Origin of the sequence: Streptomyces sp. NPDC017202, from assembly GCF_044331705.1 — a bacterium.
Classification (GTDB): Bacteria; Actinomycetota; Actinomycetes; order Streptomycetales; family Streptomycetaceae; genus Streptomyces.
On record NZ_JBIRNP010000003.1, the window covers coordinates 95,286 to 107,755 of the forward strand.

Sequence of the window (12,470 nt, forward strand, 5' to 3'; positions counted from 1 at the left end):
TGGTCAGACGCGTTCGACGATCGTGGCGATGCCCATGCCGCCGCCGACGCAGAGGGTGGCGAGGCCGTAGCGCTTGTCCTGGCGTTCCAGTTCGTCGACGAGGGTGCCGAGGATCATGGCGCCGGTGGCGCCGAGGGGGTGGCCGAGGGCGATCGCGCCGCCGTTGACGTTGACCTTGTCCAGGGACAGCCCCATGTCCCGGGCGAAGCGCAGGACGACGGCGGCGAAGGCCTCGTTGATCTCGACGAGATCGATGTCGTCGATGGTCAGTCCGGCCTTGGCCAGCGCCTTGCGGGTGGCGGGCGCGGGCCCGGTGAGCATGATGGTGGGCTCGGAGCCGGAGACGGCCGCGGAGACGATCCGGGCCCGCGGGGTGAGGCCGTTGCGCTCGCCGGCCGCCTTGCTGCCGACGGCGACGAGCGAGGCGCCGTCGACGATGCCGGAGGAGTTGCCCGCGTGGTGGACGTGGTCGATCTTCTCCACCCAGTGGTACTTCTGCAGCGCCACCGCGTCGAAGCCGCCCAGTTCGCCGATGTCGGCGAAGGAGGGCTTCAGCCGGGCGAGGGAGTCGGCGGTGGTGCCGGGGCGCGGGTGCTCGTCGTGGTCGAGGACGACGAGGCCGCTGCGGTCCCTCACCGGCACGAGCGAGCGGTCGAAGCGACCCTCCTTGACGGCGGTGGCCGCCCGCTCCTGGGAGAGGGCGGCGTACTCGTCGACGTCCCGGCGCGAGAAGCCCTCGATGGTGGCGATGAGGTCGGCGCCGATGCCCTGCGGCACGAAGTTCACGGCGAGGTTGGTCATCGGGTCGTTGAACCAGGCGCCGCCGTCGGAGGCCATCGGCACCCGCGACATGGACTCCACGCCGCCCGCGAGGACGAGGTCCTCCCAGCCGGAACGGACCTTCATGGCGGCCAGGTTGACGGCTTCGAGACCGGAGGCGCAGAAGCGGTTCTCCTGCACGCCCGCCACGGTGTCGGGCAGTCCGGCGGCGATGGCGGCGATCCTCGCGATGTCGGAGCCCTGGTCGCCGACCGGCCCGACGACGCCCAGCACGATGTCGTCGATCGCCGCCGGGTCCAGGTCCGGGAAGCGCCCGCGCAGCTCGTGGATGAGCCCGACGACGAGGTCGATGGGCTTCGTGCCGTGCAGGGCGCCGCCTGCCTTGCCGCGCCCGCGCGGGGTGCGGATCGCGTCGTACACGTACGCTTCGGTGCTCACGGGGAGGCCTTTCGGTGAGGGTCGGGGGGCTGGGTGTCTCGGGGGTCGGTGAGCCGGGGCACGCCCCAGTCGCGGGCCACGGCGGCGGTGTCGGCGCCGGGCCGCGCGGGCCCGCTGCGCACGGCCGTCGGGGTGGCGGAGAAGCGGGGGGCGGGAGCGGGCTGGGTGAGGCCGCCGTGGTCGGTGAAGGTGCCGCGGGCGGCCAGGTGCGGGTGGTGCGGGGCCTCGTGCAGCGACAGCACGGGCGCCACGCACGCGTCGGTGTCCGCGAAGACGGCCGTCCACTCCGCGCGGGTGCGGGAGGCGAAGCCGGCCGCGACGGCCTCGCGCAGCTCGCCCCAACGGGTCCAGTCCGTGCGGGCGTCGGCGAAGTCGTCGAGGCCCAGGAGCCGGACGAACTCGTCGTAGAAGCGCGGTTCCAGCGCGCCGACGGCCATGTGGCCGCCGTCGGCGGTCTCGTAGGTGCCGTAGTAGGGGCAGCCGCCGTCGAGGAGGTTGGCGGCGCGGCGGTCCTGCCAGCTGCCGGCGGAGAGCATGCCGTGGATCATGGCGGAGAGGTGGGCGGTGCCGTCGACGACGGCGGCGTCGACGACCTGTCCGGTGCCGGTGGCGCGCGCGTGGTGCAGCGCGGCGAGGACGCCGACGACGAGGTAGAGGGAGCCGCCGGCGTAGTCGCCGAGGAGGTTGGCGGGGGCGGGCGGGGGCGTGCCGGGGGTGCCGATCATGCCGAGGGTGCCGGTGAGGGCGATGTAGGTGATGTCGTGGCCGGCGCGCCGGGCGAGGGGGCCGTCCTGGCCCCAGCCGGTCATCCGGCCGTAGACCAGCCGGGGGTTGCGGGCGTGGCAGGCCTCGGGGCCGACGCCGAGGCGCTCGGCGACGCCGGGGCGGTTGCCCTCGATGAGGACGTCGGCGCGGGCGGCGAGGTCGAGCACGCGCGCGGGGCCGTCCGGTGCCTTGAGGTCGACGAGCACCGAGCGCTTGTTGCGGTTGGTGACGTCGTGGTCCGGGTCGATGCCGAGGGAGGGGCCGCCGGGGCGGTCCACGCGGACGACGTCGGCGCCGAGGTCGGCCAGCAGCATGGCCGCGAAGGGACCGGGCCCGATGCCGGCCAGCTCGACCACGCGCACCCCGGCGAGCGGGCCGGGCCCCGCTGTGTCTGCCGTCGTCGTCATCCGGCTCCCTCGCTGTGACACAACCGATGTAACACCAGTGATGCTAAGAACGTGTTCCAGCGGACACAAGACATGGCGAGCAAGCGCTTGGCCAGTTTCCGGGGGCCGGCGTCGTTCCCCGGCACCGCGGTCGGCGGGCCCCGCCGTCCTCACGCTAGCCTCAGCCGGCGACAGCGGCACGGGCTGCGGGACCAAGGAGTGTCATGAGCAGGCTGAAAACGACGGACCGTCCCTACGACATCGTGCTCTTCGGGGCCACCGGCTTCGTCGGGACGCTCACCGCGGAGTACCTGGCCGCCCACGCGCCCGGGGACCTGCGCTGGGCGATCGCCGGCCGCGACGAGGAGCGGCTGCGGCGGCTGCGCGACCGGCTGCCGGGCGGCGCGGAGCCCGGTGTGCTGCGCGCTGACGTGTCCGACCCGGCCTCGCTGCGCGCGCTCGCCGGCCACGCGCGCGTGGTCGCCACGACCGTCGGCCCCTACGTGACGTACGGCGAGGAGCTGGTGGCCGCCTGCGCGGACGCCGGCACCGACTACCTCGACCTCACCGGCGAGCCGGAGTTCGTGGACCTGACGTACGTGCGGCACGACGCCCGCGCACGGGAGACGGGCGCCCGGCTGGTGCACGCGTGCGGGTTCGACTCGGTCCCGCACGACCTGGGCGCGTACTTCACCGTCCGGCAGCTGCCGGAGGGCGTGCCCCTGACGGTGGACGGCTACGTCACCGTCGACGCCGCGTTCTCGGGCGGGACGTTCGCCTCCGCGCTCGGTCAGTTCGCCCGCGGCCGGCAGCTGGCGGCCGCGGCCCGCGAACGGCACCGGCACGAGCCGCGGCTGATGGGCCGCCGGGCCACGGCACCGCTGGGGACGCCCCGGTTCGCGCCGGAGGTCGGCGCCTGGGCGCTGCCCCTGCCGACGATCGACCCGCAGATCGTGCGCCGGTCGGCGAGGGCCCTGGAGCGCTACGGCCCCGACTTCCGCTACCGCCACTACGCGGCCGTACGACGGCTGCCCGTCGCGCTGGGCGGGACCGCGGCCGTCGGCGCGCTGCTCGCCGCCGCACAGGTGCCGCCCGCCCGGCGGTGGCTGTCGGACCGGCTGAAGCCCGGGAAGGGCCCGAGCGCCGAGAAGCGGGCGCGCAGCTGGTTCTCCGTCCGGTTCGTGGGCGAGGGCGGCGGCCGGCGGGTGTGCACGGAGGTCTCCGGCGGGGATCCCGGCTACGACGAGACGGCGAAGATGCTCGCCGAGGCCGCGCTGGCCCTGGCCCTCGACGACCTGCCGGAGACGGCCGGGCAGGTCACGACGGCGGTGGCGATGGGCGACGCGCTGACCGGGCGGCTGCGCGCGGCGGGCATCCGCTTCCGGGTGGCGGCGAGCCGCTGACGGCGGGCCGGTCCCCGGCCTTCCGGTACCGCTCCCGGGCCGTCCGCTCCCGGGCCTTGCGGTCCGGAGCCTTCCGGTTCGGAGCCTTGTGGTCCGGATCCTTGCGGTCCGGGGCCTTTCGACGGGTCGTGCGCTAGACCGGCCACTCCACCAGCGTGTAGATCATCCCGGCGATCCAGCCGAGTCCGGCCAGGACGGCGAGGACCAGCGCGGCGTTCACGGCGCGCTCGACGGGCCGGTCGGGGTCGGCGAGGGGCTTCGGGGCTCGGTGTGTCGTCATATGGTCAGACTGCCCGGAGTCCGCCGGACCTCACATCCGTACGGGTACTCAGTTCGATGCGCACGGACCTCATGGACCCCGACCACCCCGCGCCGACCCCCGGTTGAGGCTTCCGGCGCATCCCTCCCCTCGCCTCCTGGGCCGTCGGGCGGCCAGGTTTCACAGGGCGGTTCAATGAAACGATGGAAGGGCGCGAGCGGAGGGAGGTGAGCGGCGTGAAGTTCGTTCTCGAAGTCGCCGTCGACGAGGGGGCGTCGGCCGAGGAGCGGGCCCGTGAACTGGGCCGCGTTCTGAGGTACTGGGGCGGGAACCTCGGTCACTACGCCCTGGATCCCGGCGACGGGTCGCCGGTGTACGACTCGGAGTACCGCGAGGTCGGTCAGTGGCGGGTGGTCGCCTCCTGAAGCGCCCTGCGGCACAGCGCGTCCGCCCGCCGGGTCGACTCCGGCAGGCGGAACTCCGGTGTCAGGGCCAGGACGTGGGCGCAGGCGTTGTCCAGGCTCACCCGGTGGCCGACCGAGACGAAGACCGGCTTGACGCCCGCGCGCGTGCGCAGGGCCCGGCCCACCTCCTCGTCACCGGCCAGCAGCGGCGCGGCGGATCCGCGCGCGGCGGCCGGATCGGCGTACGAGAAGGCGAACGGGTTCTTGGCGACGCCGATCGTGGGCAGGCCGGTGAGGACGCCGAGATGGCTGGCCAGGCCGAAGCGGCGCGGGTGGGCGAGGCCGTAGCCGTCGCAGACGACCAGGCCGGGCTCGCGGGGCAGGGCGTCCAGGGCGGCGAGCACGGTGGGGATCTCGCGGAAGGCGAGCAGGCCGGGGACGTAGGGGAAGGAGATCCTGCCCACGGCGGTGGCCTCGGCGATCACGTCGAGGCTCGCCGCGTCCAGCACGACGGCCGCCGCCGCGACGACGTCCCGCTCGTCGTCGTAGGCGACGTCGACGCCGGTCACCCGCCCGGTGCCGGGCGGCGGCCCCGCCTCGCCGAGCACCACCCGGGCCCGCAGCTCGTCCTGGACGGCGCGGGCCTCCTCCTCGGTCGCGGGCCAGCCCGCCGGAACGCTTACGGTCGTCATGGTGGGGACGAGCCTACGCGGGCTCCCCCGGACGGCGTAGGCTCGCGATCATGTTCGTACTGGAACTGACCTACACGGCACCCCTGGATGCCGTGGACGCCGTCCTGCCGGACCACGTGGCCTGGCTCGACGAGCAGTACGCGCGCGGGGTGTTCCTGGCGTCCGGGCGCAAGGTCCCCCGCGAGGGCGGCGTGATCCTCGCCGTCGCGGAGGACCGCGCCACGATCGAGGGGATCGCCGCGGGCGACCCCTTCGTCCTGGCCGGTGTGTGCGCGTACCGCGTCACGGAGTTCGCGGCGACCAGGACGGCTCCCGAGCTGGAGCGGCACCGGGAGACGCCGGGCTGACCGCGTCGGCCGCGTCCTCAGTCCTTGCCCAGGGCGCGCTGCAACTGGCTCTTGTTCATGTCCGAACGGCCGTGCACGCCGCGGCGCTTGGCCTCCTCGTACAGCTGGTCGTAGGTGGGACCCCCGGAGCCCTTGCCGGACCGCTGTCCGCCCCGCTCGCCGGACGACACGTCCTGCGTGGAGGTGCGGCTCGCGGTCTTCGACTCGCCGGACCGGGCACGCTCCTTGTTCACCGTGCGGGCGGCGATCTCCTCCGCCCGGCCGGCGCTCTCCCCCCGTTCCCGCGCGCTCTCCTTGATGTGCTCGTACTGCCGCTCCCGCTCGGGGCTGGAACCGCGTGGCATGTGCGCTCACTCCTCTCGTGTCCGTACCACCCGGGTACCCCCCGAACCGCTCATCTCTCCAGGCGTGCCGCCCGCCCCTGTTCACCGGCGGCCCAGCAGCCGTGGTCCGGGGCGCAGTCGACGGTGTCGTACGAGCCGGTGTCGAGGGTGCGCCAGGTACGGCCGGCGTCGGTGGTCAGGTCGGTGCCGGTGGGGCCGACCGCGAGGGCGGCGGTGCGGCTGTGCGGCAGCCAGGCGACGCCGGAGCGGTAGGCGGGCGGGGGCGTGCCGGCGGGCCGCCAGGTCCGGCCCGCGTCGCCGGTCGTGGCGGCGGCCGACGGGGAGGGCTGGTCGGCGCGGTAGTCGCCGCCGACCGCGAGGCCGTGACCGCGGTCGCGGAAGGCGAGCGCGAACACCCCGCGCGCGGGGTCGCCCGCCGGGATCGGGGCGTCGGCGACCGTCCAGGTCCGCCCCCGGTCCGCGGAGTGCAGCACGCGCGCGCGTGCGGCGCCGCCGGTGGCCAGCCACACGTCCCGGGGACCGGCCGAGACCAGGCACTGGCCGCTCGCCGCGAAGCCCGCCTCGCCCGGCAGGGCGGGCGGCATGCCCGCGTCCGGCAGCACCGTCCAGGAGCGGCCTCCGTCGCTGGTGGACAGGATGCGGAACCTGCCGTCCACCGGGTCGCTCATCGCGAGGCCGTGGCGGCGGTCGAAGAAGGTCAGGCAGTCGTAGAAGGCCCGTGCGTCGGTGTTGCGGAAGGACTCCGTCCAGGTCGTCCCGCCGTCGGCGGTGCGATAGACCCGGGAGGCCTCGCCCTCGCCGATGGCCAGCACCACGGCGTGCCGCGCGTCGAAGGCCTCCACGTCCCTGAACTGGAGGTCGGCGGCGCCGGGCGGGGAGACGTTCCGCCAGCTCGCGCCGCCGTCGGTGGTGCGCAGGACGGTGCCCCGCGTACCCGCCAGCCAGGCGGTGTCCCGGTCGACCGCGGCCAGCCCGCGGAAGCGGACGGCCGGGGTTCCGGTGTCCTTGGGCGCCCAGGCGGGCGCGTGGCCGGCCCGCCCGGTGGCGTCCGCCTGCCCGGTGGCGTGCGCCTGCCCGGTGGCGTCCGCCTGCCCGGTGGCGTCCGCCTGCGCGGGTACGGCCGTCAGCACGGCCAGCACCGCCGCGCAGGCCGCTCCCACCGCCGCCGTCCGCCCCGCGCGCCTCGCCGGTGCCGTGCGTGCCATGCGAATCGTGGGTGCCGTGCGGATCGTGCGTGCCGTGCGGATCGTGTGTCGCGTCTTCCCCGAGGGCCTCATGGCGGGGGAAGCTAGTCCACGGTCCCGGTGGCGTCCAGATGCCCTCCGTCGCCTCACCGGTCCGCGGGGCCACGGCAGGAGAGGTGGGTCACTCGTGTGCATGAAAGGCGGTGACCGAGGTCACCCGGACTGTGTGTGCACGCATCGGCCGGTTCCGGCGTCTCTTCCAGTGTCCGGCCCCACCCACCCGGTAGTCCGCCCCGCCGTCACAAGGGAGCAAGGCGTTGTCCATCGTCATCGAGCAGCCCGTCGAGGCGCGCCTGGTCGCCGCCGCGCCGCGGATGCAGAGCATCCCCGCCACGCTGCACTACGACCGTCGTGACCCCTTCGCCGTCCGCATGACCTTCCCGGCCCCGGCCACGCTGGAGGGCGTGGACGTCTGCTGGACCTTCGCCCGCGACCTGCTCACCGCGGGTCTGCACGACGCCGAGGGCGACGGGGACGTACGCGTGCGGCCGTACGGGTACGACCGGACGGTGCTGGAGTTCCACGCGCCGGAGGGCACGGCGATCGTGCACGTGCACTCGGCGGAGATCCGGCGCTTCCTCGAGGCCACCGGCGAACTCGTGCCGGCCGGTCTGGAGCACCTGCAGCTCGATCTGGACCGCGACCTGGCGGAGCTGATGGGGGACGCCCTTTAATCCGTTGACAGCCCCTCCCGGCGCCTCCTACGGTCTGTCACGCATCTGTTGCCGCCGATAGGAGAAGGACGTTGCTCGTCTGAGGTCCTGAGACACCACGCCGCACACCCCACGGGTGTGGGCGTCGCGTGCGACCTCGGCGTTCGAGCCGTCCTTGCGGAGCAGGGCCTTCCCACGGGTTCCCGTGGCGTTCTCCACGGCCCCGCTCCCCCGCTCCCGCGGTGGTCGCCGCCCTCCGGTGTCTCGACACGCGTCGTCCTGACCGCACACGCGACCGCGAGGCCCCCTTGTCACCTTCGATCACCTGTACGTCCCTCTCCTTCGCCTGGCCCGACGGCACCCCCGTCCTCGACGGGCTCGACGTCGCCTTCGGTCCCGGCCGGACCGGACTCGTCGGCGTCAACGGCGCCGGCAAGTCGACCCTGCTGAAGCTGATCGCCGGCGAACTCACCCCCTCCGACGGCACCGTCCGCACGGCGGGCGAGATCGGCCACCTCCCGCAGAACGTCACGCTCGACACCTCCCTCCGCGTCGACGAGGTCCTCGGCATCGCCGCCCGCCGGGCCGCGCTGCACGCCATCGAGGGCGGCGACGGGGCCGAGGAGCACTTCGAGACCCTCGGCGACGACTGGGACGTCGAGGAACGCGCCCTGGCCACCCTCGGCGAACTCGGACTCGGCCGCATCGGCCTGGACCGCACCGTCGGCGAGGTGTCCGGCGGCGAGTCCGTCCTGCTGCGGCTGGCCGCGCTGCTGCTGCGCCGGCCGGACGTCCTGCTGCTCGACGAACCGACCAACAACCTCGACCTGTACGCCCGACGGCGGCTGTACGCGGCCGTCGAGGGCTGGCCGGGCGTGATGGTCGTCGTCAGCCACGACCGGGAACTGCTCGAACTCGTCGACCAGATCGCCGACCTGCGCGCCGGGGAGGTGGCCTGGTACGGCGGCAACTTCTCGGCCTACGAACAGGCGCTCGCCACCGAACAGGAGGCCGCCGAGCGCATGGTGCGCGCCGCGGAGTCCGACCTGCGCAAGCAGAAGCGCGAACTGTCCGAGGCCCACATGAAACTGGCCCGGCGCAAGCGGTACGGCCAGAAGATGTGGGACCAGAAACGCGAGCCGAAGATCGTGATGGGGGCGCGCAAGCGGGCGGCGCAGGAGTCCGCCGGCAAGCACCGCATCCTGCACGAGGAGAAACTCGCCGAGGCCAGGGACCGCCTCGACGAGGCCGTCGAGGCGGTCCGCGACGACGACGAGATCCGCGTCGACCTGCCCCACACGGCCGTGCCGCCGGGCCGTGAGGTGCTCACCCTGCTGGACCTGCGGCTCGCGTACGGCGCGCGCGTGGAGGGCGGTCTCGACCTGCGCGGGCCCGAGCGGGTGGCGCTGGTGGGGCGCAACGGCGCGGGCAAGACGACGCTGCTGCGCACGATCGCCGGGGAGCTGGACCCGGTGGCGGGCGAGGCACGCGCGCACGTGCCGCTGCGTTTCCTGCCGCAGCGGCTGGACGTCCTCGACGACGGGCTGACGGTCGCCGAGAACGTGGCCCGCTTCGCGCCGGACGCCACCAACAACCGGATCCGGGCCCGGCTGGCCCGGTTCCTGTTCCGGGGCGCCCGCGCCGACCAGAGGGCGGCGACGCTGTCCGGCGGCGAACGGTTCCGGGCGACGCTCGCGGCGCTGATGCTGGCCGAACCCGCGCCGCAGCTGCTGATGCTCGACGAGCCGACGAACAACCTCGACATGGCGAGCGTGCGGCAGCTCACCTCCGCCCTGGAGTCCTACGAGGGCGCGCTGATCGTGGCCGGCCACGACCTGCCGTTCCTGGAGTCGATCGGGATCACCCGCTGGCTGCTGCTGGACGGGGAACTGCGCGAGACCTCGGCACAGGAGCTGGCGGACCCGGCGTAGTGCCGCGGCAAGCAACGTCTGCCCGTCGAGGAGCGGCGTCCGGTGCGCGCTCTGGGGGTCCCCCGGCCGAAGGCTGGGGGAGTGCCGGCCGGAAGCCCTCGTACCGGACGTACTCGGGCTTTCGGCCGGTGCGGCGAGCGGGCGTGCCGGGCGCCGCGACGGGGCAAACGTTGCCTGTTGCGACACCAGCCGCGGCGGGTCTCAGGAGGGCCACAGCCCGGTGGCGAGGGTTTCGCCGTGGCGGAGCGGCCCTGCATGATGGCTGACCGGCGCCCCTCACCCGGCGCCGGTCAGCCACCGCCGATTCGGAGATCTGGACGTGCCCAGCAAGAAGGCCCTCATCCGCCGCCCCGGCCCGCGCCTCGCCGAAGGTCTGGTGACGCACGTCGAGCGCGGGACGGTCGACGTGGACCTCGCCCTGGAGCAGTGGGAGGCCTACGCCGAGGCCCTGCGGTCGACGGGCTGGGAGACCGTCGAGGTCGACCCCGCCGACGACTGCCCGGACGCCGTGTTCGTCGAGGACACGGTGGTGATGTACCGCAACGTCGCCCTGATCGCGCGGTCCGGCGCCGAGTCCCGGCGCGCGGAGACCGCCGGGGTCGAGGAGGCCGTGGCCCGGCTGGGCTGCTCGGTCAACTGGATCTGGGAGCCGGGCACGCTGGACGGCGGCGACGTCCTCAAGTGCGGCGACACGGTCTACGTCGGCCGGAGCGGCCGCACCGACGCGGCCGGCGTCCAGCAGGTGCGGGAAGCCTTCGAACCGCTCGGGGCGCGGGTCGTGGCCGTCCCCGTGAGCAAGGTGCTGCACCTGAAGTCGGCGGTCACCGCGCTGCCCGACGGCACGGTGATCGGCCACATCCCGAAGGTGGACCGGCCGGCGCTGTTCCCGCGGTTCCTGTCGGTGCCCGAGGAGGCCGGCGCCCACGTGGTGCTGCTCGGTGGGCCGAAACTGCTCATCGCCGCGAGCGCGCCGAAGACGGCGGACCTGCTCTCCGACCTCGGGTACGAGCCCGTCGTGGTCGACATCGGCGAGTTCGAGAAGCTCGAGGGATGTGTGACGTGCCTCTCGGTGCGGCTGCGGGACCTGTACGCCTGACCGGGTGAACGCGTCACCGGTTCGGCCCCGCGACCTGCGTGTCCCGGGGCCCTTCGGGGTACCCGGAAACCTCCCTGGGCGTCCGGTGGGACAGGTGCTGATCAGCAGTCTTTACGTGGAACTTAACCTACGGCTACGTAACCTACGGTTTCGTAGCCTACGATCCCGTAAGTTCTAGGTTCCGGCACCGCTCGCCGGACGCAGTCCGCTTCACATCACGTCCCCCTGGAGTACCCGTGACGCTCACCTCCCCGCACCTCGGCAGCCCCTCCGCCGTCTGGACCGACGCCCGGCTGCTGTACGCCCTGGAGGAAGTGGTCGAGACGGAACTGAACCGGCACCTGAAGGTCGCCAAGGACTGGATGCCGCACGAGTACGTGCCCTGGAGCGACGGCCGCAACTTCCCCGGCCTCTTCGAGGACGGCGAGGCCTGGGAGAAGGAGCAGTCGAAGGTCACCGAGATCGGCCGGATCGCGCTGGTCGTGAACCTGCTCACCGAGGACAACCTCCCCAGCTACCACCACGAGATCGCCTCGCTGTTCGGCCGTGACGGCGCCTGGGGCACCTGGGTGCACCGCTGGACGGCGGAGGAGGGTCGGCACGGCATCGTGATGCGCGACTACCTGCTCACCTCGCGCGCGGTCGACCCGGACAAGCTGGAAGCGTTCCGGATGTCCCACATGAGCGAGGGCTTCGAGTCGGACAACCGCCACTCGATGCTGCACTCGGTGGCCTACGTCGCCTTCCAGGAGCTGGCGACCCGCATCTCGCACCGCAACACCGGCCACCAGTCCGGCGACCCGGTCTGCGACCGCATGCTGGCGCGCATCGCGACCGACGAGAACCTCCACATGGTCTTCTACCGCAACCTGCTGAAGGCCGCCTTCGAGCTGGCGCCCGACCTGACCATGCAGGCGGTGCGCGACGTGGTCGTCAACTTCCGCATGCCCGGCCACGGCATCCCCGGCTTCGAGCGGGCGGCGGCGCAGATGGCGATCGGCGAGGTCTACAACATGCGCATCCACCACGACGACGTGCTCCAGCCCGTCCTGCGCCACCTGAAGGTCCTGGAGCTGGACGGCCTCGGCCCGGAGGGCCTGAAGGCGCAGGAGGAACTCGGTCTGTTCATGGGCGGCCTGGACGCCGAGGCCCTGAAGTTCGACGAGAAGCTGGCGGCCCGCAAGGCCCGCATGGCGGCCCGCGCCGCCGGCTGACCCACCGCCACCGCGGCACCCCGCGAACGGCCCGCACCGGGAAGCACGCCCCCGGTGCGGGCCGTTCGCCGTCCGCGGCCTCCCGCCGCCACCGCGTCGGCGTCCGGCCCCTCGGCGTCGGGTGACGTCGGCGCCGCGGCCGCCCGTCGCGGGCAAAGGACGCGGCGGCCTCGGCACACTCCCCTCGACCACACCCCCGCGATGCGGTCGTACGGATGCGCCGGCTCCCCACCACCCGCCCGTTCAGCGCGAGGCACGGCGCAGGTGCAGGCGTTCCTTCTCGGACAGGCCGCCCCACACGCCGAAGCGTTCGTCGTGGGCGAGTGCGTAGTCCAGGCACGCGGACCGCATCTCGCACATGCCGCAGATGCGCTTGGCCTCCCGTACCGAGCTGCCCGGTTCCGGGAAGAAGAAGTCCGCCCCGGTCTGTGCGCACAGGGCCTGCCGCTGCCAGGCGAGTTCGGGGGAGGGAATCGTGTCGGTGTACATGGACAGCATCGTGACGCGCGGCGGA

At 73.7% G+C, this 12,470-nt stretch carries 14 protein-coding genes; 7 read left to right on the plus strand and 7 right to left on the minus strand.

Annotated elements, in window-relative coordinates; genetic code table 11:
* Positions 1-3 precede the first annotated feature (3 nt).
* Both ACH4N1_RS08040 and ACH4N1_RS08045 read right to left on the minus strand, forming a co-directional pair.
* Positions 4-1,218: an acetyl-CoA C-acetyltransferase gene (locus tag ACH4N1_RS08040; RefSeq protein ID WP_398095398.1), complete on the minus strand. Its 1,215-nt coding sequence runs from the start codon at positions 1,216-1,218 to the stop codon at positions 4-6.
* A complete protein-coding gene (locus ACH4N1_RS08045) occupies positions 1,215-2,390 on the minus strand; it encodes a CaiB/BaiF CoA transferase family protein (protein WP_398095399.1) in 1,176 nt (391 codons plus the stop codon). The genes ACH4N1_RS08040 and ACH4N1_RS08045 overlap by 4 nt, the downstream gene beginning before the upstream one ends.
* Before the next feature lie 203 nt (positions 2,391-2,593).
* Between ACH4N1_RS08045 and ACH4N1_RS08050 the strand changes: the two genes are divergently transcribed.
* A complete protein-coding gene (locus tag ACH4N1_RS08050; RefSeq protein WP_398095400.1) occupies positions 2,594-3,772 on the plus strand; it encodes a saccharopine dehydrogenase family protein in 1,179 nt (392 codons plus the stop codon).
* Between the two features lie 133 nt (positions 3,773-3,905).
* Here ACH4N1_RS08050 and mmpA read toward each other — a convergent pair whose 3' ends face one another.
* Positions 3,906-4,052: a morphogenic membrane protein MmpA gene (gene mmpA / locus ACH4N1_RS08055; protein WP_094102551.1), complete on the minus strand. Its 147-nt coding sequence runs from the start codon at positions 4,050-4,052 to the stop codon at positions 3,906-3,908.
* A 215-nt stretch (positions 4,053-4,267) separates the two neighbouring features.
* Here mmpA and ACH4N1_RS08060 point away from each other — a divergent pair, with 215 nt between their 5' ends.
* Positions 4,268-4,456 (plus strand): hypothetical protein, encoded by a 189-nt coding sequence (locus tag ACH4N1_RS08060; protein WP_398095402.1) that lies wholly within the window; start codon positions 4,268-4,270, stop codon positions 4,454-4,456.
* Here the strand turns inward: ACH4N1_RS08060 and ACH4N1_RS08065 are convergent.
* Positions 4,432-5,127, minus strand: coding sequence for an endonuclease V (locus ACH4N1_RS08065; RefSeq protein WP_398095404.1), 696 nt, complete (start codon positions 5,125-5,127; stop codon positions 4,432-4,434). The two genes, ACH4N1_RS08060 and ACH4N1_RS08065, sit on opposite strands and share 25 nt — an antisense overlap.
* Positions 5,128-5,177: 50 nt before the next feature.
* Between ACH4N1_RS08065 and ACH4N1_RS08070 the strand changes: the two genes are divergently transcribed.
* Positions 5,178-5,474: a YciI family protein gene (locus tag ACH4N1_RS08070; protein WP_398095406.1), complete on the plus strand. Its 297-nt coding sequence runs from the start codon at positions 5,178-5,180 to the stop codon at positions 5,472-5,474.
* Between the two features lie 17 nt (positions 5,475-5,491).
* On the opposite strand, the gene ACH4N1_RS08075 is transcribed toward ACH4N1_RS08070, so the two are convergent.
* Both ACH4N1_RS08075 and ACH4N1_RS08080 read right to left on the minus strand, forming a co-directional pair.
* A complete protein-coding gene (locus ACH4N1_RS08075; protein ID WP_398095408.1) occupies positions 5,492-5,818 on the minus strand; it encodes a plasmid stabilization protein in 327 nt (108 codons plus the stop codon).
* A gap of 50 nt (positions 5,819-5,868) precedes the next feature.
* Positions 5,869-7,023, minus strand: a complete 1,155-nt coding sequence (locus tag ACH4N1_RS08080) for a WD40/YVTN/BNR-like repeat-containing protein (protein WP_398095410.1) — start codon at positions 7,021-7,023, stop codon at positions 5,869-5,871.
* 296 nt (positions 7,024-7,319) lie between these two features.
* Here ACH4N1_RS08080 and ACH4N1_RS08085 point away from each other — a divergent pair, with 296 nt between their 5' ends.
* The 4 genes from ACH4N1_RS08085 (at position 7,320) to ACH4N1_RS08100 (ending at position 11,956) form a co-directional block, all read left to right on the plus strand.
* Complete coding sequence (locus tag ACH4N1_RS08085) at positions 7,320-7,736, plus strand: SsgA family sporulation/cell division regulator (protein WP_382793372.1); 417 nt, start codon at positions 7,320-7,322, stop codon at positions 7,734-7,736.
* A 287-nt stretch (positions 7,737-8,023) separates the two neighbouring features.
* Positions 8,024-9,646, plus strand: coding sequence for an ABC-F family ATP-binding cassette domain-containing protein (locus tag ACH4N1_RS08090; protein WP_398095411.1), 1,623 nt, complete (start codon positions 8,024-8,026; stop codon positions 9,644-9,646).
* Between the two features lie 319 nt (positions 9,647-9,965).
* A complete protein-coding gene (gene ddaH / locus ACH4N1_RS08095) occupies positions 9,966-10,742 on the plus strand; it encodes a dimethylargininase (protein ID WP_398095413.1) in 777 nt (258 codons plus the stop codon).
* Between the two features lie 236 nt (positions 10,743-10,978).
* Positions 10,979-11,956: an acyl-ACP desaturase gene (locus tag ACH4N1_RS08100; RefSeq protein ID WP_398095415.1), complete on the plus strand. Its 978-nt coding sequence runs from the start codon at positions 10,979-10,981 to the stop codon at positions 11,954-11,956.
* A gap of 243 nt (positions 11,957-12,199) precedes the next feature.
* Here the strand turns inward: ACH4N1_RS08100 and ACH4N1_RS08105 are convergent, their stop codons facing one another.
* Positions 12,200-12,445: a WhiB family transcriptional regulator gene (locus tag ACH4N1_RS08105; protein ID WP_398095417.1), complete on the minus strand. Its 246-nt coding sequence runs from the start codon at positions 12,443-12,445 to the stop codon at positions 12,200-12,202.
* Positions 12,446-12,470 lie beyond the last annotated feature (25 nt).